This is a genomic window from Pseudomonas fluorescens, from assembly GCF_002837185.1.
Lineage (GTDB): Bacteria > Pseudomonadota > Gammaproteobacteria > Pseudomonadales > Pseudomonadaceae > Aquipseudomonas > Aquipseudomonas fluorescens_AM.
Genome location: NZ_KZ477985.1, coordinates 262,529 through 284,705, shown reverse-complemented (window position 1 = coordinate 284,705; position 22,177 = coordinate 262,529). Strand labels below are relative to the sequence as shown.

17 protein-coding genes are annotated in these 22,177 nt (G+C 61.5%); 6 read left to right on the top strand and 11 right to left on the bottom strand.

Going from position 1 to position 22,177, the window contains the following annotated elements; genetic code table 11:
• Window positions 1-56 precede the first annotated feature (56 nt).
• From CIB54_RS01410 to CIB54_RS01385, 6 genes are all read left to right on the top strand, one after another.
• Window positions 57-1,223, top strand: coding sequence for an efflux RND transporter periplasmic adaptor subunit (locus tag CIB54_RS01410; RefSeq protein WP_101218265.1), 1,167 nt, complete (start codon window positions 57-59; stop codon window positions 1,221-1,223).
• Window positions 1,220-4,315: a multidrug efflux RND transporter permease subunit gene (locus CIB54_RS01405; protein ID WP_101218263.1), complete on the top strand. Its 3,096-nt coding sequence runs from the start codon at window positions 1,220-1,222 to the stop codon at window positions 4,313-4,315. The genes CIB54_RS01410 and CIB54_RS01405 overlap by 4 nt, the downstream gene beginning before the upstream one ends.
• A 31-nt stretch (window positions 4,316-4,346) precedes the next feature.
• Window positions 4,347-5,024: a heavy metal response regulator transcription factor gene (locus CIB54_RS01400; protein ID WP_065885833.1), complete on the top strand. Its 678-nt coding sequence runs from the start codon at window positions 4,347-4,349 to the stop codon at window positions 5,022-5,024.
• Window positions 5,014-6,378 (top strand): heavy metal sensor histidine kinase, encoded by a 1,365-nt coding sequence (locus CIB54_RS01395; protein WP_101218261.1) that lies wholly within the window; start codon window positions 5,014-5,016, stop codon window positions 6,376-6,378. The genes CIB54_RS01400 and CIB54_RS01395 overlap by 11 nt, the downstream gene beginning before the upstream one ends.
• Window positions 6,379-6,685: 307 nt before the next feature.
• On the top strand, window positions 6,686-8,008 hold the full coding sequence (locus tag CIB54_RS01390) for an OprD family porin (RefSeq protein ID WP_101218259.1): 1,323 nt from the start codon (window positions 6,686-6,688) through the stop codon (window positions 8,006-8,008).
• Between the two features lie 185 nt (window positions 8,009-8,193).
• The gene (locus CIB54_RS01385) at window positions 8,194-9,684 is read left to right on the top strand and encodes a sensor domain-containing diguanylate cyclase (protein WP_101218257.1); all 1,491 of its coding nucleotides are present in this window, start codon (window positions 8,194-8,196) and stop codon (window positions 9,682-9,684) included.
• A 79-nt stretch (window positions 9,685-9,763) separates the two neighbouring features.
• Here CIB54_RS01385 and CIB54_RS01380 read toward each other — a convergent pair whose 3' ends face one another.
• The 11 genes from CIB54_RS01380 to murD all read right to left on the bottom strand — a co-directional run bounded on the left by CIB54_RS01380 (window position 9,764) and on the right by murD (window position 22,171).
• Window positions 9,764-10,768 carry a hypothetical protein gene (locus CIB54_RS01380; protein ID WP_139111936.1) on the bottom strand — a complete coding sequence of 335 codons (1,005 nt, stop codon included), beginning with the start codon at window positions 10,766-10,768 and terminating at the stop codon, window positions 9,764-9,766.
• Window positions 10,761-11,234, bottom strand: a complete 474-nt coding sequence (locus CIB54_RS01375; protein WP_101218255.1) for a CesT family type III secretion system chaperone — start codon at window positions 11,232-11,234, stop codon at window positions 10,761-10,763. Before CIB54_RS01375 ends, CIB54_RS01380 begins: the two co-directional genes overlap by 8 nt.
• Before the next feature lie 348 nt (window positions 11,235-11,582).
• Window positions 11,583-12,494: a UDP-3-O-acyl-N-acetylglucosamine deacetylase gene (gene lpxC / locus CIB54_RS01370; RefSeq protein ID WP_003171886.1), complete on the bottom strand. Its 912-nt coding sequence runs from the start codon at window positions 12,492-12,494 to the stop codon at window positions 11,583-11,585.
• Between the two features lie 112 nt (window positions 12,495-12,606).
• Window positions 12,607-13,812 carry a cell division protein FtsZ gene (gene ftsZ / locus CIB54_RS01365; RefSeq protein ID WP_065951657.1) on the bottom strand — a complete coding sequence of 402 codons (1,206 nt, stop codon included), beginning with the start codon at window positions 13,810-13,812 and terminating at the stop codon, window positions 12,607-12,609.
• A 187-nt stretch (window positions 13,813-13,999) separates the two neighbouring features.
• Complete coding sequence (gene ftsA, locus CIB54_RS01360) at window positions 14,000-15,262, bottom strand: cell division protein FtsA (RefSeq protein ID WP_057724626.1); 1,263 nt, start codon at window positions 15,260-15,262, stop codon at window positions 14,000-14,002.
• A gap of 15 nt (window positions 15,263-15,277) precedes the next feature.
• Window positions 15,278-16,147 (bottom strand): cell division protein FtsQ/DivIB, encoded by an 870-nt coding sequence (locus CIB54_RS01355; protein WP_065951656.1) that lies wholly within the window; start codon window positions 16,145-16,147, stop codon window positions 15,278-15,280.
• A gap of 3 nt (window positions 16,148-16,150) precedes the next feature.
• On the bottom strand, window positions 16,151-17,107 hold the full coding sequence (locus CIB54_RS01350) for a D-alanine--D-alanine ligase (RefSeq protein WP_065951655.1): 957 nt from the start codon (window positions 17,105-17,107) through the stop codon (window positions 16,151-16,153).
• The gene (murC, locus tag CIB54_RS01345) at window positions 17,104-18,549 is read right to left on the bottom strand and encodes a UDP-N-acetylmuramate--L-alanine ligase (RefSeq protein WP_101218254.1); all 1,446 of its coding nucleotides are present in this window, start codon (window positions 18,547-18,549) and stop codon (window positions 17,104-17,106) included. Before murC ends, CIB54_RS01350 begins: the two co-directional genes overlap by 4 nt.
• Window positions 18,542-19,615 (bottom strand): undecaprenyldiphospho-muramoylpentapeptide beta-N-acetylglucosaminyltransferase, encoded by a 1,074-nt coding sequence (murG, locus tag CIB54_RS01340; RefSeq protein ID WP_101218253.1) that lies wholly within the window; start codon window positions 19,613-19,615, stop codon window positions 18,542-18,544. Before murG ends, murC begins: the two co-directional genes overlap by 8 nt.
• On the bottom strand, window positions 19,605-20,828 hold the full coding sequence (ftsW, locus tag CIB54_RS01335) for a putative lipid II flippase FtsW (RefSeq protein ID WP_065885825.1): 1,224 nt from the start codon (window positions 20,826-20,828) through the stop codon (window positions 19,605-19,607). Before ftsW ends, murG begins: the two co-directional genes overlap by 11 nt.
• Window positions 20,825-22,171, bottom strand: coding sequence for a UDP-N-acetylmuramoyl-L-alanine--D-glutamate ligase (gene murD, locus CIB54_RS01330; RefSeq protein ID WP_065951652.1), 1,347 nt, complete (start codon window positions 22,169-22,171; stop codon window positions 20,825-20,827). Before murD ends, ftsW begins: the two co-directional genes overlap by 4 nt.
• Window positions 22,172-22,177: the final 6 nt, after the last annotated feature.

Sequence of the window (22,177 nt, the reverse complement as noted above, 5' to 3'; positions counted from 1 at the left end):
CACAAACTTGCAGCTTGCAGCTTGAATCTTGCAACTGCACCTGCGGCGTTCATCCTATGCACCTAAAACGAAACACGGCCCTGCTGGTGGGCGCCCTTCTGGTTCTGGCAGTGACAGCCTGGACGATGACTCGGCCCGCCAAGGCCAGGCTGGCGGCACCCAGTGCGATTCCAGTACGCGTGGTGAGCGTGGCGCAACAGGATGTACCCCGGTTCGTCAGCGGCATCGGCTCGGTATTGTCGTTGCACAGCGTGGTGATCCGCCCGCAGATCGACGGCATTCTCACTCGGTTGCTGGTCAAGGAAGGCCAGCCGGTGAAGGCCGGCGACTTGCTGGCAACCCTCGATGACCGCTCGATCCGCGCCAGCCTCGACCAGGCCAAGGCACAACTGGGGGAGAGCCAGGCGCAGCTGCAAGTGGCGCTGGTCAACCTCAAGCGCTACAAGGCCCTGAGTATCGACGACGGCGTGTCGAAGCAGACCTACGACCAGCAACAAGCACTGGTCAATCAGCTCAAGGCCAGCGCGCAGGGGAACCAGGCAGCGATTGATGCGGCTCAAGTACAACTTTCCTACACGCAGATTCGCTCCCCCGTCAGTGGCCGCGTGGGCATTCGCACGGTGGATGAAGGAAACTTCCTGCGCATGAGCGATACCCAGGGGTTGTTCTCGGTCACCCAGATCGCCCCGATTGCTGTCGAGTTTTCCCTGCCACAGCAGATGCTGCCGAGCCTGCAAGGCCTGATCGCCGCGCCCCAGAGAGCCAGCGTGAATGCCTACCTGGGCGCCGACACCGATGGCCAGACCGGCGACTTGCTCGGCGAAGGCCACTTGAGCGTGATCGACAACCAGATCAGTTCCAGCACCGGCACCCTGCGCGCCAAGGCCGAGTTCGCGAACAGCGCGCACAAGCTGTGGCCGGGACAACTGGTGACCATCAAGATCCAGACCGCGCTCGACAGAAACGCCCTGGTGGTGCCGCCGACCGTGGTGCAGCGTGGCCTGGATTCGCATTTCGTGTACCGGCTCAACGCTGACCACGTCGAAGTGGTGCCGGTGCAGGTCCGCTACCAGAACAGCGAGGTGAATATCATCGAGGGCGTGCGGGCCGGGGATGTGCTGGTCAGCGACGGCCAGTCGCGGCTCAAGGCCGGCGCCCGGGTGGAGGTGCTCAAGGAGCCGCCGCCAATCATCCAGACCGCCGATGCCAAGGTGCAGCCATGAGTGGCAGTCGCTCGCCCTCGGCCTGGTGCGTTGATCATCCGGTCGCCACCCTGCTGCTGACGTTTGCCCTGGTGCTGCTGGGCATCATTGCCTTCCCGCGCCTGGCCGTTGCGCCACTGCCGGAAGCGGAGTTTCCGACGATCCAGGTCACCGCCCAGCTACCCGGCGCCAGCCCGGACACCATGGCCTCATCGGTGGCGACGCCGCTTGAGGTGCAATTCAGCGCCATCCCCGGCATGACCCAGATGACGTCCAGCAGCGCCTTGGGCTCAAGCCTGTTGACCCTGCAATTCACCCTGGACAAAAGCATCGACACCGCCGCCCAGGAAGTCCAGGCCGCGATCAATACCGCTTCCGGCAAGCTGCCCGGCGATATGCCGAGCCTGCCGACCTGGAAGAAGGTCAACCCGGCCGACAGCCCGGTGCTGATCCTCAGCGTCAGCTCCGCCAGCATGCCCGGCACCGAACTGAGCGACTACGTGGAAACCCTGCTGGCGCGCCAGATCAGCCAGATCGACGGTGTCGGCCAGATCAACATCACCGGCCAGCAACGCCCGGCGATTCGCGTGCAGGCCTCCCCCGACAAACTCGCGGCGGTCGGCCTGACACTCGCGGACATTCGCCTGGCCATCCAGCAGTCGAGCCTGAACCTGGCCAAGGGCGCGATCTACGGCGCCGACAGTGTGTCGACCCTGTCGACCAACGATCAACTGTTTCACCCTGACGAATACGCCCAGTTGATTGTGTCCTACAAGAATGGCGCGCCGGTGCAGTTGCGTGATATCGCCAGGGTCATCAACGGTTCGGAAAACGCCTACGTGCAAGCCTGGTCCGGCGATACACCGGGGGTCAACCTGGTGATTTCGCGCCAGCCGGGCGCGAATATCGTCGACACGGTCGACCGCATCCAGCAAGCACTGCCACGCCTGGAAGCCATGCTGCCGGCCTCGGTGCAGGTCAGCGTATTGACCGACCGCACCAAGACCATCCGCGCCTCCCTGCATGAAGTGGAAATGACCCTGCTGATCGCCATCCTGCTGGTGGTGGCGGTGATGGCGCTGTTCCTGCGCCAACTGTCGGCGACGTTGATTGTGTCGGCCGTGCTCGGTGTTTCGCTGGTGGCCAGTTTCGCGCTGATGTATGTGATGGGCTTCAGCTTGAACAACCTGACCCTGGTCGCCATCGTGATTGCCGTGGGCTTTGTGGTGGACGATGCGATTGTGGTGGTGGAAAACATCCATCGGCATCTGGAGGCCGGGCTGGACAAGCGCGAGGCCGCGATCAAAGGCTCGGGCGAAATCGGCTTTACCGTGGTGTCCATCAGCTTCTCGCTGGTGGCGGCATTCATTCCGCTGCTGTTCATGGGCGGCGTGGTCGGGCGGCTGTTCAAGGAGTTTGCGCTGACAGCCACCTCGACCATCCTGATTTCGGTGGTGGTCTCGCTGACCCTGGCGCCCACCCTCGCGGCACTGTTCATGCGTGCGCCGACCCATCCTGCCCATGCCAAACCCACGTTCAGCGAGCGTCTGCTGGCCGGCTATGCGCGCAACCTGCGCCGCGCCCTGGCCCACCAACGCAGCATGGCGATGATCTTCGTGGTAACCCTGGCCCTGGCCGTGGTCGGCTACGTGTTTATCCCCAAGGGATTCTTCCCGTTGCAGGACACCGGTTTTGTGCTCGGCACCAGCGAGGCGGCGGCCGATGTGTCGTACCCGGACATGGTCGCCAAGCACAAGGCCCTGGCCGAGATCGTCAAGGCCGACCCGGCGGTGCAGGCCTTCTCCCACTCGGTGGGCGTGACCGGCAGCAACCAGACCATCGCCAACGGCCGCTTCTGGATTGCCTTGAAAGACCGCGCCGACCGCGACGTGTCCGCCAGCCAGTTCATCGACCGCATCCGCCCGCAGCTGGCGAAGGTGCCGGGCATCGTCCTGTACCTGCGCGCCGGCCAGGACATCAACTTGAGCTCCGGTCCCAGCCGCGCCCAGTACCAGTACGTGCTCAAGAGCAACGACGGTCCGACACTGAACACCTGGACCCAGCGACTCACCGAAAAACTGCGCACCAACCCGGCGTTTCGTGACCTGTCCAACGACCTGCAACTGGGCGGCAGCATCACCCACATCACGATCGACCGCCAGGCCGCCGCGCGTTTTGGCCTGAGCGCCACCGATGTCGATCAGGCGCTGTACGATGCCTTCGGCCAGCGCCAGATCAACGAGTACCAGACCGAAATCAACCAGTACCAGGTGGTGCTGGAGCTGGACCGCCAACAGCGCGGCAAGGCCGAGAGCCTGAACTACTTTTACCTGCGCTCACCGTTGACCAACGAGATGGTGCCGCTGTCGGCGCTGGCCAGGGTCGACCCGCCTACGGTGGGGCCGCTGTCCATCAGCCATGACGGCATGTTCCCCGCCGCCAACCTGTCGTTCAACCTGGCGCCCGGGGTGGCGCTGGGCGATGCGGTGATCATGCTTAACCAGGCCAAGAACGATATCGGCATGCCCGCTGCGATCATCGGCAATTTCCAGGGCGCGGCCCAGGCGTTCCAGAGTTCATTGGCCAGCCAGCCGTGGTTGATCCTCGCGGCACTGGTGGCGGTCTACATTATCCTGGGCGTGCTGTACGAGAGTTTCGTGCACCCGCTGACGATCATTTCCACCCTGCCCTCGGCGGGCCTGGGCGCGTTGATCATGCTGTGGCTGCTGGGCCAGGACTTCTCGATCATGGCCTTGATCGGCCTGGTGCTGCTGATCGGCATCGTCAAGAAAAACGGCATCCTGATGATCGACTTCGCCCTGGAGGCCCAGCGCGTGCGCGGCCTGCCGCCTGAGGAGGCGATCTACGAAGCCTGTGTCACGCGGTTCCGGCCGATCATCATGACCACCCTCGCCGCCTTGCTTGGCGCGGTGCCGTTGATGCTCGGTTCCGGCCCCGGCGCGGAGCTGCGCCAACCGCTGGGCATCGCGGTGGTCGGTGGCTTGCTGGTGAGCCAGGCGCTGACGCTGTTCACCACGCCAGTCATATACTTGTACCTTGAACGTTTTTTCCACAGGCCCAAACCGGCGCTCGCGCTGGCGACCACACACTGAGGCCAAGGCCCCGCCCTGGAACAAAAGGCTGATGCGCGTCCTGATTATCGAAGATGAAGAAAAAACCGCGGACTACCTGCACCGCGGCCTGACGGAGCAAGGCTACACCGTCGACGTGGCGCGCGAAGGCGTCGAGGGTTTGCACCTGGCACTGGAGAACGATTACGCGGTGATCGTGCTGGACGTGATGCTGCCGGCGCTCGACGGCTTTGGCGTGTTGCGCGCCTTGCGTGCGCGCAAACAGACCCCGGTGATCATGCTCACTGCCCGCGAGCGCGTGGAAGACCGCATTCGTGGCCTGCGCGAAGGCGCCGACGACTATCTGGGCAAGCCGTTTTCCTTCCTGGAACTGGTGGCGCGCCTGCAAGCGTTGACCCGGCGCAGCGGCGGGCATGAGCCGGTGCAGGTGACGGTGGCCGACCTGTGGATCGACCTGATCAGTCGCAAGGCCAGCCGCAACGGCGTGCGCCTGGACCTGACCGCCAAGGAGTTCTCGCTGCTCAGCGTATTGGCGCGGCGCCAGGGCGAAATCCTGTCCAAGACGGCCATCGCCGAGATGGTCTGGGACATCAATTTCGACAGCGACGCCAATGTCGTCGAAGTGGCGATCAAGCGCCTGCGCGCCAAACTCGACGGGCCCTTCGAGCACAAGCTGCTGCACACCATCCGCGGCATGGGCTACGTGCTGGAGAACCGCAGTGCCGGCTAACTCCATCGCCCTGCGCCTGAGCGGCATGTTCACCCTGGTGGCGCTGCTGATCTTCGTGCTGATCGGCGGCGCGCTCTACCAGCAAGTGGACCGCGGCCTGGGCCTGTTGCCGGGGGCCGAGCTGGATGCGCGCTACAGCGTGCTGGAATCCTCGGTGAACCGCTTCGGTACGCCGGAGCATTGGGTCAAGATAAAGGCCAAGCTCAAGCTGCTGGGCGAAGAAGACAAGCGCATCCGCTTCTGGGTGGTCAGCAGCGACCCGGGTTACGAATACGGCGAGCCCGATGCGCAGATTCGTGCGTTTGCCCAGGGCCCGACCGGGAAACGCGACCTGCGCCTGCCCGGCCACGATTACCCGTTCAAGGTGCTGGTCAGCCAGTTTGCCGCCAAGGAGCAACGCCCGCCGCTGCGTTTCATGATCGCCATCGACACCGAGAATTTCCGCGCCACCCAGCACCATCTGCTGGTGGCGCTGGTCAGCCTGGCGCTGGTCGGCGTGGTCATGGCCTCGTTGCTGGGTTTCTGGGTGTCGCGCATCGGCCTCAAACCTCTGCAAAAGCTCTCGGCCGAAGCCCGCAAACTCGCACCGCCCAAGCTCTCCGGGCGCCTGCAACTGTCACCGCTGCCGCCGGAACTGAGCCAGTTCGTCAACTCGTTCAACGCCACCCTCGACCGCGTCGAACTCGCCTACTCACGCCTGGAATCCTTCAACGCCGACGTCGCCCATGAACTGCGCTCGCCGCTGACCAACCTGATCGGCCAGACCCAGGTCGCACTGACCCGCGGGCGCTCGGCCGAGCATTATTTCGAGGTGCTGCAATCGAACCTGGAAGAACTGGAGCGGCTGCGCTCGATCATCAACGACATGCTGTTCCTCGCCAGTGCCGACCAGGGCAGCAAGGCCACCAAGCTGATCGAAAGCGCCCTGGCCGATGAAGTCGCCACCACCCTCGACTACCTGGACTTCATCCTCGAAGACGCCCAGGTCGAAGTACGTGTGCACGGCGATGCTCGGGTGCAGATCGAAAAGGCCCACCTGCGGCGCGCGCTGATCAACCTGCTGAGCAATGCCGTGCAACACACCGCACCGGGGCAGGTCATCGACGTGCATATAGAAGTGCAGGGCCAACAGGTAATGATCGGCGTGACCAATCCCGGTGAGGCAATTGCCGACGAACACCTGCCGCGCCTGTTCGAACGGTTTTACCGAGTGGACGCGTCACGCAGCAACAGCGGCGCGAATCACGGGCTGGGGCTGGCCATCGTCAAGGCGATTGCGTTGATGCATGGCGGGGATGTGTTCGTGCGCAGCGAAGGTGGCGGCAATACCTTCGGCATGACCCTGCCTGTCTGAGTCTGGAGAACACCTCCCACAGTTAGGTTATGTGCATATCTCCTGGAAACTGTTGCGATTTGGGCAACAGTCATTATCTTGTTACACTCTGTATCACAGCGCTCACCTGCGTTACTTTGACGCATCGATGAGCGCGCCGGCAAAGGCAGCTGACCACTCACCCGAATTTCCCTCGACTTATTTCCAGGGCTCTACACTGGGAATCTGTCTTAAAGCCGCTGACTTCAGCGGCTTTTTTTTGCCGTAAAAAAAGGCCGGGCACCCCCACGACACTGGCCGTTCATGCTTGACCAAAGGAGCTCCACCGGTGAAGAACTCGCTGACGTTCACCCCGTTATTCCTCGCAATCGCAGCAACGATCACCCCTCTTGCCCACGCGGCAGACACTGCACCCGCCGACGGTTTCGTCGAGGGTTCGCACCTCACGATCAACACCCGCAACTACTACATGAACCGCGACCGCCGCGACATTCACACCGATGACAGCAAAGAGTGGGGCCAGGGCTTTATCGGCACCTTCGAGTCCGGCTACACCCAGGGCGCAGTCGGTTTCGGCCTGGACCTCAACGCCATGCTCGGCCTCAAGCTCGACGGCGGTGGCGGCACGGACGGCTCCAGCATCCTTCCGTACGGCAGCGGCAACGGCAAGGCGCCCGATGCGTTCTCCACCGCTGGCGGCACCCTGAAAATGCGGGCGCTCGACACCGAGTTGAAGGCCGGCGACCTGTTCCTCAACAACCCGGTGATCGCCGGCGGCATGACGCGCATGCTGCCCCAGACGTTTCGCGGTGTGAGCCTGAGCAACCACAGCCTCGACGGCTGGATGTTCGAAGGCGGCCAGGCCAGCTTTACCAAGCTCTACAACCAGAGCGGCCACCGGCGCATCGGCACCAGCTACGGCGCGTTGCCGGCCAACGCCGACAGCCAGCACCTGAACTGGGCCGGTGTATCGTTCAGCGCGATCCCGGGGCTGACCAGCAACCTGTACGCCGCCGAACTCAAGGACGTATGGCACCAGTACTACTACGACCTTGAATACACCTACGCACTGAATGACCTGGTCAGCCTGACCCCCGGCCTGCACTACTACCACACCCAGGACACCGGCCAGGCGCTGCTCGGCGATATCGACAACAACACCTACAGCCTGCATGTCACCGTAGGCGTGGGCAACCACAGCGTCACCGCCGCGTATCAGCGGGTCAACGGCAACACGCCGTTCGACTACATCACCCAGGGCGACAGCGTGTACCTGGACAACTCCCAGCAATATTCGGACTTCAACGGCCCCAACGAGCGTTCGTGGAAGCTCAAGTACGCCTACGATTTTGCCGGTGTCGGCCTGCCGGGCCTGACGTCCGCCGTGTCCTATATCAGCGGCAAGACCGACCTGACGCGCGTTGACCCGAACAGCCGCGGCTACGGCAGCTGGTACAGCGCCGATGGCAAGAACGCCAGGCACTGGGAGCGGGACATCGACTTGAAGTACGTGGTGCAAGGCGGCAAGGCCAAAGACCTGGCGGTGCGCCTGCAATGGGCGACCAACCGAGGTGGCAATGGCTATTCGGCGGTGGATCGGGATGTGGATGAGTATCGGGTGATCGTGGACTATCCGATCAACGTGTTCTGATCACGATCGTGCTGACGATTAAGATCCAATGTGGGAGGGGGCTTGCCCCCGATAGCGGTGGGCCAGTCAACATATCATTTGCTGACACTCTGCTATCGGGGGCAAGCCCCCTCCCACATTTGGTTCTGCGCCATATTCCAGAGTTGCTACTACGCTAAGGGCATCTCAACGCAGAAGTACGCCCGATGAGCCCAAGCCCTGCCCGCCCTACCCGCCGCCCGGAGCGCTTGTTGATCCTGGGCAGCACCCTCACGGTATTGCTGATCGTGGGTATCGTCACCGCTCTGTTGATTCGTGAACACGCCAACACCTTGCAGACCGCCAAGCGCACCGCCAATACCATCACCCAATTGATCGACGCCGATGTGCTACGCAACGTCGAGCTGTATGACATGGCCCTCGAAGGCCTGATCGCCGCGACCGCGCGCAACGACCTGCAGGGCCTACCGGCAAGCATCCGGCACCTGGTGCTGTTCGACCGCTCCAACGCAGCGCCCTACAAGGGCGACATCCTGCTGCTGGATCCAAGCGGCGAAGTGATTGCCGACTCTTCCCTGCTCACACCCAAGACTGGCAACTTCGCCGACCGCGACTATTTCCAGGTCCACCGTGGCAACTCCGATATCGGGTTGTATATCAGTCGACCGTTCATGGCCCGCTGTGAATGCGAAGCCCCATGGCGCATTGCGTTCAGCCGCCGGGTTTCTTCAGCGCACGGAGGCTTTCAAGGGGTGGCGGTCGCCTCCATGCGCCTTTCATACTTCCACCAACTGTTCAGCAGCCTGAATATCGGCGCCGGCAGCACCATCAATCTGCTCAACCATCACGGTATCCTGCTGGCCCAGGAGCCCTTGCTGGAAGTGAATATGATCAACAAGGACCTGAGTTCGCGGCCCAATGTGGCACGCATGCTACGCGAGCGGGACGGTAATTTTCGCAGCGTCTCCAGTGTCGATCATCAGGGGCGGCTCTACAGTTTCTCCAGCGTGGGCAATTTGCCGTTGATCGTCGCGGTGGCCCTGGCCAGCGATGAAGTATTCGCGCCCTGGCGACGCGCAGCGTGGTTGGTCAGCCTCGCAACGGGGGTGTTATGCATTGGCCTGTTATGGCTGACCTGGGCGCTGTGCAAGGAGCTGCGACGGCGCCACGGGGTCGAGCAGGTGCTGTCAGAACTGGCAGGGACCGATGCCCTTACCGGTCTGGCCAACCGCCGCACCCTGGACGAGCGCCTGCGCCTGGAATGGGACCGAGCACAACGCTCGACCGAACCGCTGACGGTGCTGATGATCGACGTCGACCACTTCAAGGCGTTTAACGACCGCCATGGGCATCATGGTGGCGATGAGGCTCTGCGAAACGTGGCCCAGGTGATCGGTAGCAATATTCGCCGGCCGGCCGACTTGGCGGCGCGTTACGGCGGGGAGGAGTTTGCGGTAGTACTGCCGCACACCGACGCCAAGGGCGCCTGGGTGATTGCCGAGCATATCCGCAGTGGCGTCGAGTATTTGCCAAGGAGGGCGGGAGACGAACAATCGGTCACCGTGAGCATCGGCATGAGCACCTGGACCAAGCGCAGCCGTGTGTCGTTAGAAGCACTGCTGTTGAGCGCGGACCAGGCGCTGTACGAAGCCAAGCATACGGGGCGTAATCGGATTGTGGACAGCGCTCCGCTGTAACACCGCAACCCGCACGTATCAATCGAGCCAGGGTGCATGCATCCCGACACGGCGCCCCGCATGGCGCTAAGGATAGGCGTTATGCCTTGTCATCCTTCCTCACGGCGGCCTCCATGTAGTTATTCGAGAAAAAGTGCCTGGCGACTTTTATTTCTGGACGATAGAGGCCGTTAATCAGCTTATTGATTTCCACCTCACCCGTGCAGCTCAGTAGACGATGATTGGTCGTCGGTGAAAGCTTACGCAAATCCCGGATAAGCGATAATCCAATACCGGCCTTCATATCGCCCCCGGAAAAAACCGTCTCAAACGGTTGAAGTGTGCGCTTTGAAAGATTCGCGTATTCAGTACTGTTCAGGCCGTCAATATGCCGATCCAAATTAGGCGTCTTCGCAAAACGCATTTCAACCAGGCTTAACCACGCGGACTCCTTGAAGGCAGTCGCGTCAAAATCAAATCGGTACGTCGTGCCGCCAAACCGACTACTTGGCTTCTTCGGCTCACTGCCTGCCTCCAAGGCAAAGAACACAAAATCATCATTGCCCAACAGTTTTATATCTTCCTGAGGTGAGTTTTCAGTATTAAAAATAATATGACGATCAATAAGTTTCTGCCGCGAAAACAATGCAACGCTGTCATCGTCGCGCTTAACCGGCGCAGCTGTACTATGTGTCGCATACAGCGGCACTTTGAAGAAATTCTGCAGAAAACTACTCTCTTGTGCGGACAACCCACCGAGCTCTTTACGCAACGTATGAAGGTTGCTTCTGGAGAGGTCATCAATGTGACTCTTCTCCGTACCCGCCGCCGTGGCCTTCCAGATCGCTCCGTTGTGAATCATTCGCTCACGGCATTTGCCACTGATAAACCCCCGAAACGCCTTCACAATTTGTCGCGCCGCGACATCCTCGTGAATTCCGGAGCCTTTACCCGATGAACCGGGCAATGATGCGCTTAACGAGCCATTGACATCACCGGCGGTGACACGGCGTTCTATACCGCTGCTTTCCCCACTGCGTGATGCCTGCCCTTCGGCGAAAACTGGCAGGTTATTGGGGACATTGGTCGGGCTGATACTAGGCATAGTGACCTCTGCTCAGGCAGTTGAAAGACGTCTGCGCGACGGATGGCAAGCTGACGGGCACCTGCTGCGATCTCGAGGAAAACTGGTGAAAACATTCCAGCACCCATTCAATCAATGCATTCAGGTTACTACCGAGCAGTGACAGCGACAGTTCGTCGTTAGCGATGTGCTTCATCGCAACCAGGGCTTCTGACGCAGCGCTGAACCCGATAACAGCTGTGTTTTCATGCAAGTACTTAAACTGGTATTCGAGAAGAAACTTGTGCCAGTCTTCGATTTGCGCACGGTTTTTCGACGGGTCCGAGAGTTCACACAGAAGCGTCATACTCTTTCTGGCGCGATTATCATAAAGCGCCAATCTGAGACCCTCCACGCGCAGCTGACAAACACGTGAAGTATCAAACATGAGTCCGGGTAATCCGAGCATCATCCCAAACGCCTGTAAAATGCCGTCTTCCTTATTCATATTCGGACACTCCGGGCATAGCCGTTGAAGTCAAACTGAACACTCTTTCCAGCAGAAAAATCATCAACATAACTATTACTCCGAAACTCGAAAAAATTTCAATCCGAGCATCCATGCGGCCAACCACGTACGTTGTTACATTACTCAGGTCTCAGACGTGAAGAAAACCGACTAACTATTGCAAGAAGATTCTGTGCATTCCTTCTGGAACTGATCTGCTCGCCGGGCCACCCATATTGCCAGACCCGATATTCATGCAGGCCGAACAGTCACGAGGTCGTTAGATTCAAGCCAAAAAAAAGGCCACCCGAAGGCAGCCTTTAAAAACTAAAGAAAGAGAGTTGTTACTTACACCGCCGCAACGGGACGCATGTAAGAGATCGGTGCGGTGCTGGCATCTTCGAAGGTCACGACTTCCCAAGCGTCTGTCTGCTCAATCAACTTGCGCAGCAGCTGGTTGTTAAGGGCGTGGCCCGACTTGAAGCCTTTGAACTCGCCTATCAGGCTATTGCCCAGCAGGTAGAGGTCACCGATTGCATCGAGGATCTTGTGCTTGACGAATTCGTCTTCGTAGCGAAGGCCGTCTTCGTTCAGTACACCATCCGCGTCGACCACAATGGCGTTTTCAACGCTGCCGCCGAGTGCGAGGTTGTGCTTGCGCAGGTACTCGATGTCACTCATGAAACCAAAGGTACGGGCGCGGCTGACTTCTTTTACGAACGAAGTGCTGGAAAAATCCACGCTTGCACTTTGGGTGCGGTCACGGAATACCGGGTGATCGAAATCGATCTCAAAGCTCACTTTAAAGCCTTCGAACGGGACGAAGGTGGCGCGCTTGTCGCCGTCTTCCACTGTCACTTCCCGCAGAATGCGAATGAACTTCTTGGCTGCGTCCTGTTCTTCCAGGCCGGCAGATTGAATCAGGAATACGAAGGGACCAGCGCTGCCATCCATGATCGGGACTTCGGACGCGGAGAGCTCGACGTAGGCGTTATCGATGCCCAGGCCAGCCATGGCCGAGAGCAAGTGCTCCACCGTATCCACTTTGACGTCACCGTTGACCAGTGTGGTCGACATCGTGGTTTCGCCAACGTTTTCCGCGCGAGCAGGAATCTGCACCACAGGGTCCAGGTCGGCACGCACAAACACGATGCCGGTGTCGACAGGTGCAGGCTTGAGGGTCAGGTATACCTTCTCCCCGGAGTGCAGACCTACACCTGTGGCACGAATAATATTCTTCAGGGTGCGTTGTTTAATCATGGCTTGGACCGCTTCAGCGCAAATTGCGAACTGGTATCAACAAAGGCTGGCGATAATAGCAGACCAGACCTTTGCTGAACACCAATCACCTTCATAGCCCTGATACATTCCATTAATCGGCCTGACGACGCAGGAATGCCGGGATATCCAGATAGTCCAGATCGTCTTGCGGATTCGGGCTACGGGACGCCGCAGCACCGGCCTGAGCCTGGTTGCGCATCACGGTCGGACGGTCCAGGTCACGGTAGTTCACCGACGGCAATTCCTGGCGCGAAGGCGCTGGAGCAGCAGTCGACTGGCTGGCGTGGCTGGCCTGGCTGTTGTGCAGGGTGTTGTCGATGACCTTTACAGGCTTCTCGATTTTCGCACCCAGCCCGGTCGCAACCACGGTTACGTGCAGCTCGTCGCGCATGTCCGGATCGATAACGGTGCCGACCTTGACCATGGCATGCTCGGAAGCGAAGGCTTCGATGATGCTACCCACGTCGGAGTACTCACCCAGGGACAGGTCAGGGCCGGCGGTGATATTCACCAGGATGCCGCGTGCACCCTGCAGGTTCACGTCTTCGAGCAGCGGGTTGCGGATGGCCGCTTCGGTAGCTTCGCGTGCACGGTTCGGACCGCTGGCGCAGCCGGTGCCCATCATCGCCATGCCCATTTCGCTCATGACGGTACGTACGTCGGCAAAGTCGACGTTGATCATGCCTGGGCGCTTGATGATGTCGGAGATACCGCGAACGGCACCGGCCAGTACATCGTCAGCCTTGGCGAACGCGGACAGCAGGCTTGCGTCCTTGCCCAGGATGGTCAGCAGTTTCTCGTTGGGGATGGTGATCAACGAGTCGACGCTTTCAGACAGCAGACGGATACCTTCGTCGGCGATCTGCATACGCTTGCGGCCTTCGAACGGGAACGGACGGGTCACGACAGCGACGGTCAGGATCCCCATTTCCTTGGCCACTTCGGCAATGATCGGCGCTGCACCGGTACCGGTACCGCCGCCCATGCCGGTGGTGATGAACACCATGTTGGTGCCTTGCAGCACTTCGGCAATACGCTCGCGGTCTTCCAGGGCAGCTTGACGGCCGACTTCCGGATTGGCGCCAGCGCCGAGGCCCTTGGTCACGGCTGTGCCCAATTGCAGGATGGTCCGCGCGCCGATGCTTTTCAGCGCCTGGGCATCAGTGTTGGCGCAGATGAATTCAACGCCTTCAATGTTGCTCTTGACCATATGGTTGACAGCGTTGCCGCCGCCACCGCCGACACCGATTACTTTGATAACCGGGCTAGCGGGGATGTTGTCTACGAGTTCAAACATGTTCCCTCTCCTTTCGTTTTCTCTAGTTTTTTCGCCTACTGCTTTACTGCAGCTCCAAGTTGCAAGCTATTAGCTGCAAGCCTGAAGCGTGTTACTTGAAACCTAAAATTCGCCGCTCGAAGCTTGAAGCTTGAAGCTTGAAGCTTGAAGCTTGAAGCCTGAAGCTTGCCGCCTGAAGCTAACTTCGTCAGAAGTTCCCCTTGACCCACGCCTGCAGCCGCTCGAACAACGGCGCTTTGGCTTCGTCATCACTGCGGTAGCTGTCGCGGATACTCGGGCCCGACAGGGAAATGCCGTCGGTCTGCTTTTGCAGCCCGTACAACAGCAAGCCCACACCGGTGGAATAAATCGGGTTGCGCACAACGTCGCCCAGGCCCTTGACACCATGGGGCACGCCCAGGCGCACCGGCATGTGGAAGATTTCCTCGGCCAGTTCGACCGCGCCTTCCATCTTCGAGGTACCACCGGTCAGCACAATGCCGGCCGGGATCAAATCTTCGTAGCCGCTGCGGCGCAGCTCGGCCTGGATCAGGGTGAACAGCTCGTCGTAACGCGGTTCGACCACTTCGGCCAGGGCCTGGCGCGACAGTTCGCGCGGTGGACGGTCGCCGACGCTCGGCACCTTGATGGTTTCACCGGCACCAGCCAGCTTGGCCAGGGCGCAGGCGTAGCGGATCTTGATTTCTTCGGCGTACTGGGTCGGTGTACGCAACGCCATGGCGATGTCGTTGGTGACCTGGTCGCCGGCAATCGGGATCACGGCGGTGTGACGGATCGCACCCTCGGTGAAGATCGCGATGTCGGTGGTGCCGCCGCCGATGTCCACCAGGCACACGCCGAGTTCTTTTTCGTCGTCGGTCAGTACCGAATACGCGGACGCCAACTGCTCAAGAATGATGTCGTCGATTTCCAGGCCACAGCGGCGCACGCATTTTTCAATGTTCTGTGCCGCGTTGACGGCGCAGGTCACCACGTGGACCTTGGCTTCCAGGCGCACGCCGGACATGCCCAGCGGCTCGCGAACGCCTTCCTGGTTATCGATCACGTAGTCCTGCGGCAAGGTATGCAGCACGCGCTGGTCAGCCGGGATCGCCACGGCCTGGGCGGCGTCGAGGACGCGCTCGAGGTCGGCCGCGCTGACCTCACGGTCGCGGATCGCCACGATGCCGTGGGAGTTCAGGCTGCGGATATGGTTGCCGGCCACGCCGACGAACGCCGAGTGAATCCGGCAACCGGCCATCAGCTGCGCTTCTTCGATGGCGCGCTGGATCGATTGCACGGTGGACTCGATGTTCACCACCACGCCCTTCTTCAGGCCCCGGGACGGATGCGTGCCAATACCGACGATTTCGATCGTGCCGTCTTCACCGACCTCGCCGACCAGCGCCACCACCTTGGAGGTGCCGATATCGAGACCGACGATCATTTTGCCGCTTTGCACGTTTGCCATGGGTCCTGCCTCTTCTTAATTCTTCGCGACAGCGGGTTGTGCTGCCGTGGGCGCCGCCGGTACACGCCAACCGACGGCCAGGCCGTTGGCGTAACGCAGGTCGACGCTCGCAATGTTCGTGATCTGTTCTTTCAAGGTTTTTTCATAGATGGCAATAAAGCGGCGCATCTTTTCCACCAAGCGGTCGCGTCCCAGCAACAACTCGATGCCCGGGCCGGAACTGCCTGCCCCGGTCGTCAGAAACCAGCTGCCCCGCTCACGCAATTCCAGGCGTGCAATGGAGAAGCCCAGTGGCCGCAGCATCTGGCTCAAGGCCTGGTACTGCTGCATCACTTGCTGCTGCGCCCGCTGCGGCCCGAACAGCTGCGGCAGGTGCTCATAGTTCGCCACTTCACGCGGCGCAAACGCCTGGCCCTGGTTGTTCAACAGAGCCCCGTCGCCCCAACGGGCCACGGGCAGTTGTTCTTCCAGGCGGATCGTCACCTGGTCCGGCCATACGCGGCGGACTTCGGCGTGGGCGATCCACGGCATCTGTTCCAGCTCGGCGCGCATGCCGGCCAGGTCGATGGTGAAGAAGCTCGCCGCCAGGAACGGGCTGATGCGCTGCTGCACCGCTTGCTGGCTGATGTAGCTCAAGTCGCCCTGCACGCTGATCTTGGTGATCGGCCGGTCGGCATACGGCAACAGGCGCTGCGCGCCCTCGTAGGTGCCGAAGCCCAGCACCACCAGCAACACCGGCCAGAACAGCGCTTTGACGAAACCAAAGTTGGCTTTGGGCAGGCGCGCCGACATCGGCTCTTTGGCCACCATGCGGCTGGCACCCCGTGGCACCGGCTTGCGGCTCGGTGCTTGTGGGGGCTGATGACGAAGCGATGCGCCTTTCATGTCTTAGCCTCTTGGCTCGATGCTGGCGGCCAGGATCGCCAGCACCAACTGCTGGAAATCCAGGCCGGCGGCACGGGCGGCCATAGGGACCAGGCTGTGGTCGGTCATGCCCGGTGCGGTGTTGACTTCCAGGAACCAGAAATTGCCCTGGTCATCCTGCATCACGTCTGCCCGCGCCCAACCGGCGATACCCAGCGCCTCACAGGCTTTCGCCGTGAGGTCCATCAACTGTTGTTCCTTGGTTGCGTCAAGACCACAGGGAATCCGGTACTGGGTATCGGAAGCCACGTACTTGGCGTCGTAATCGTAAAAAGTGTGGGGCGTGCCCAATGCGATGGGCGGCAATACCTGGCCACGCAGGGTGGCGATGGTGTACTCGGGACCCTGGATCCACTGTTCCACCATCACTTGCGAATCGTAGGTGCTTGCCGCTTTCCATGCGTCGATCAATTCGGCGGCCGAGTTCACTTTGGCCATGCCGATACTGGAGCCTTCATGGGCTGGTTTGACGATCAAAGGCAGGCCCAGTTCCTTGGCCGCAGAAATACAATCGTCTTCGCTGCACAGCACGGCGTGACGCGGGGTCGGAATCCCCAGGCTGTGCCACACCTGCTTGGTGCGCAATTTGTCCATGGCCAGCGCCGAGGCCAGCACGCCGCTGCCGGTGTAAGGGATGCCGGCGCATTCGAGCAGGCCCTGCATGCTGCCGTCTTCACCGCCACGGCCATGCAGAATGATGAAGGCGCGGTCGATCTTTTCGGCCAGCAGACGCGCGAGGAAGTCATCGCCCACGTCGATGCCGAAGGCGTTCACACCCGCGCCTTGCAGGGCTTCAAGCACAGCATTGCCAGACTTGAGCGACACTTCGCGCTCGGCGCTCTTGCCGCCGAACAGCACCGCGACGCGACCGAAGTCGGCCGGCGCGACCGTGGAGAACAGGGAGGCGTAATCAGTGATCATTTCGACTTCCCCTTCTCGGCGGCAAACAGCGGGCTGGCCAGCAATTTAGGCGCAAGACCACCGATATCACCGGCACCCTGGCACAGCAGGATGTCGCCGGCGCGCAGCAGCGGCTTGACGATCGGCGCCAGGTCCACGCCACGCTCAATGTAGATCGGGTCCAATTGCCCGCGCTGACGGATGCTGTTGCACAGCTTGCGGCTGTCGGCGCCCGGGATCGGTTCTTCACCGGCCGGGTAGACCTCCATCAGCAGCAGCACGTTGGCATCGGCCAATACATTGACGAAGTCGTCGTACAGGTCGCGGGTACGGCTGTAGCGGTGCGGCTGGTAGACCATCACCAGGCGGCGCTCCGGCCAGCCACCGCGCACGGCCTTGATCACGGCGGCGACTTCGGTCGGGTGGTGACCGTAGTCGTCCACCAGCATCACGTCACCGCCTTCGACCGGCAGGTGGCCGTAGACCTGGAAGCGCCGGCCGACACCGGCAAAGCGCGACAGGCCTTCGACAATGGCTTCATCGCTGACGCCCTCGTCGGTGGCAATGCAGATGGTCGCCAGGGAGTTCAGTACGTTGTGGTTGCCCGGCATATTCACCGAGACATCCAGCGGCTCGCGGTCCGGGCGCAGCACGGTGAAGAAGGTCTGCATGCCTTGCTGGCGTACGTTGATCGCGCGTACGTCGGCGTCTTCGCTGAAGCCGTAGGTCACGGTCGGGCGCTTGACCTGCGGCAGGATTTCGCGCACCACCGGATCGTCCAGGCACACCACCGCCAACCCGTAGAACGGCAGGTTGTGCAGGAAGTCGACGAAGGTTTTCTTCAACTTATTGAAGTCACCGTCGTAGGTCGCCATGTGGTCTTCGTCGATGTTGGTGACGACGGCGACCAGCGGTTGCAGGTGCAGGAAGCTCGCATCGCTTTCATCGGCTTCGGCGATCAGGTAGCGGCTGGTGCCGAGCTGGGCATTGGTGCCGGCTGCATTCAGGCGGCCACCGATGACGAAGGTCGGGTCCAGGCCGCCGGCGGCGAACACCGAGGCGATCAGGCTGGTGGTGGTGGTCTTGCCGTGAGTACCGGCGACGGCGATGCCGTGGCGGTAGCGCATCAGCTCGGCGAGCATCTCGGCGCGCGGCACCACGGGGATACGGCGCTCGAGGGCGGTGGCCACTTCCGGGTTGGAGGTGTTCACAGCACTGGACACCACCAGGACATCAGCCTCGGCGGCGTTCTCGGCACGGTGGCCGATAAAGATCTGCGCGCCAAAGGACTTCAGGCGCTCGGTGATCGGCGACTCTTTCAAATCAGAGCCGGACACCTGATAGCCCAGGTTCAGCAATACTTCGGCAATGCCGCACATGCCCACGCCGCCGATACCGACGAAGTGGATGCGACGGATGCGGCGCATTTCCGGTTGCGGCATGGCTTTCTGATTCTCAACCATGGGCCACCTCCAGGCAGATATCGACCACTTTTCGGGTTGCGTCTGGTTTGGCCAGGCGGCTTGCGGTGCTCGCCATGCTATTGAGTCGTTCCGGTTGCATCAAAACCTCGGTCAGGCGTGCGGCCAAATCGGCGGCGCCAGTCGTTCTTTGCGGCAGCAGGAAGGCAGCGCCCTCCCCGGCCAAATATTCGGCGTTGCGGGTCTGGTGATCGTCGATTGCATGGGGCAGAGGCACCAGCAACGACGGCAGACCGGCGGCGGCCAGTTCACTGACGGTCAGCGCACCAGCGCGACAGACCACCAGGTCGGCCCAGCCATAGGCTTGGGCCATGTCTTTGATGAAGGGCTGTACATTCGCCTCGACACCGGCTTCGCAATAGCGCGTGGCGGTGACTTCATCGTGGTGCTTGCCGGCCTGATGGAAGATTTCCGGGCGCAGCGCTTCAGGGAGTTGCGCAACGGCTTCGGGCAGCAATTTGTTCAGTGGCTCGGCGCCCAGGCTTCCACCGAGGATCAGCAGATGTGCCTTGCGCCCGGCCAGCGCCTCACGGGCAACAATGTCCATGAACAGCTCGGCACGCACCGGGTTGCCGGTGGTGCGGCGTTTGTCCGAAGCCGCGAAGGTGTTCGGGAATGCTTCACATACCCGCGCGGCCAGGGGCACCAGCAAGCGGTTGGCAGTACCGGCGACGGCGTTCTGTTCGTGCACGATCACCGGCACACCGGCGAGTTTTGCCGCCACCCCACCAGGGCCGGTCACATAACCGCCAAAGCCGAGCACACACACAGGCTTCAACTGACGAATGATTTTTCGCGCCTGCATGACCGCCTTGAGCAACACGAACGGCGCCTTGAGCAGGGACAATTTGCCCTTGCCACGCAAGCCGGTGACGTTGATCAGGTGCAGCGGCAAACCGGCATTCGGCACCAGCTCGTTCTCGATACCGCGCGGCGTGCCCAACCAGTGCACGCTGTAGCCACGGCTCTGGAATTCGCGCGCGCAGGCCAGGGCCGGGAACACATGGCCCCCGGTGCCGCCAGCCATGATCAGCACGTTAGCGCCCATGAGTCGGCTCCTCGGCGAAGTCGCTTTCGCTGAACTCCATCTCTTCGCTGCCCAGGTGCGTGCGACTCTCCCACTCGATGCGCAGCAACAAGCCCAGGCAGGCGCAGCAAATCACCAGCGAACTGCCGCCGTAACTGAGGAACGGCAGGGTCAGGCCCTTGGTCGGCAACAAGCCGACATTCACGCCGATATTGATCAGGAACTGGCCGATCCACAGGAACGACAAGCCGTACGCCACATAAGCGGCGAAATACTGTTTGGCTTTCTCGGCCCACAAGCCGATGTACATGCCGCGCACGCACACAAACACGAACAGCGCGACGGTGCACAGCGAACCGACCACGCCCAGTTCCTCGGCGAGTACCGAGAACACGAAGTCGGTGTGCGCTTCCGGCAGGTAGAACTGCTTCTGCACGCTGTTGCCCAGGCCCACGCCCAGCCACTCGCCGCGCCCGAAAGCGATCAACGCCTGGGTCAACTGGTAGCCGGAACCGAACTGGTCGGACCACGGGTCGGTAAAGGTAATCAGGCGCGCCATCCGGTAGGGTTGCGCCTGCACCAGGATCGTCACGGCCGCGACAGCCAGCACCACCATCAAGGTGAAGCGGAACAGACCGACACCGCCGAGGAACAGCATCGCCGCTGCGGCGCCCATCATCACCACGGTGGCACCGAAGTCGGGCTCCATCAGCAGCAGGCCGGCCATGGGCAGCAGCACGATGAACGGCTTGAAGAAGCCCATCCAGCTTTCGCGCACTTCTTTCTGACGGCGTACCAGGTAGCCGGCCAGGTAAATCACCACGAACACCTTGGCGATTTCCGACGGCTGTACGTTGAACGCACCGAAGCCGATCCAGCGCATCGAACCGTTCACCTCGCGACCGATGCCGGGCAGGATCACCATGACCAGCAAACCGAACGCACCGATCAGCATCAGCCAACCCAGGCGCTGCCAGGTGGCGATCGGAATCATCATGGTGACGATGCAGGCGCCGAGGCCGATCACCAGGTACACCAGGTGACGGATCATCATGTACAGGGTATTGCCCGACTGCACGGCGGCCACTTCGGAAGACGCCGAGGTAATCATCACCAGGCCCAGGCCGAGCAGCGCCAGGCAACCGGCGAGCATTGGGAAGTCAAGGTCGATGCCGCGCCCAGTGATGATCGGCGACGGGTACGGCTTGATGATGTTCTTCAGGTTGAGGCTCATGCCAAAGCCTCCACGGCGCGGGCGAACAGCTGGCCGCGCTCTTCATAGTTCTTGAACATGTCGAAACTGGCGCAGGCCGGCGACAGCAGCACCGCATCACCCGGCTGGGCCAGGGCCTTGCACCGGGCAATCGCGTCATCCAGGGAAGTGGCGCGCACGTGCGGCACGGCGTCACCCAGGGCGGCGGCGATCAGGTCCGAATCGCGGCCCATCAGCACCACGGCGCGGCAATGCGCAGCCACCGGGCCTTTAAGGTCCTTGAAGTCGGCACCCTTGCCGTCGCCACCGGCAATCAGCACCAGCTTGCCGTCGATATCGGCACCCAGGCCTTCGATGGCCGCCAGGGCAGCGCCGACGTTGGTGGCCTTGGAATCGTTGTAATAGCTGACGCCATCGAGGTCGCGCACCCACTGGCAGCGATGCTCAAGGCCGGCGAACGTGCGCAGGCTGGCGAGCATGGCGTCGAATGGCAGGCCAACCGCGTGGCCGAGGGCCAGGGCTGCCAACGCATTGGATTGGTTATGGGCGCCACGGATTTTCAGTTCGCGCACCGGCATCAGGTTCTGGAATTCGAAGGCCAGGTACTTCTCGCCGTTCTCTTCGCGAATGCCGAAACCCTTGAAGTCGGGTTTGCCCAGGCCGAAGGTCCAGCACGGCATGCCCTCGCCTATCAGTGGACGGCTCAGGGCATCCTGGCGGTTGACCACAAATTGCCTGGCCCCCCGGAAGATCCGGTGCTTGGCCAGGTGATAAGCCGGCAGACCACTGTAGCGGTCCATATGGTCTTCGCTGACGTTCAACACGGTCGCCACTTCGGCGCCCAGATCGTGAGTGGTTTCCAGCTGGAAGCTCGACAACTCCATCACGTACAGCTCGACGTCATCGCTGAGCAGGTCCAGCGCAGGCATCCCCAGATTGCCGCCCACCGCCACGCGCTTGCCGGCAGCCGCCGCCATCTCGCCGACCAGGGTGGTCACGGTGCTTTTCGCGTTGGAACCGCTGATGGCCACGATCGGCGCCTTGGCGTTACGCGCAAACAGGTCGATATCGCCCGACAGCTTCACGCCGCGCGCCGCAGCGGCTTGCAGGGCCGGTGTGGCCAATGCCAGGCCGGGGCTCACGTAGAGCTCATCGGCGCGGCACAGAAATTCGACATCCAGCTCGCCACAACGCACTTCCACGTGCGGGTAGTCACGGCGCAGCGTGACCAGCTCCGGTGGATTTTCCCGCGTATCGGCCACGGCGAACGACGTGCCCCGGTTCGCCAGGAAGCGAACCAGGGACATGCCGCTCTTGCCGAGGCCGACAACGATGCGGAAGTGGTCTGAAGCGATCAGGGACACTCGTTT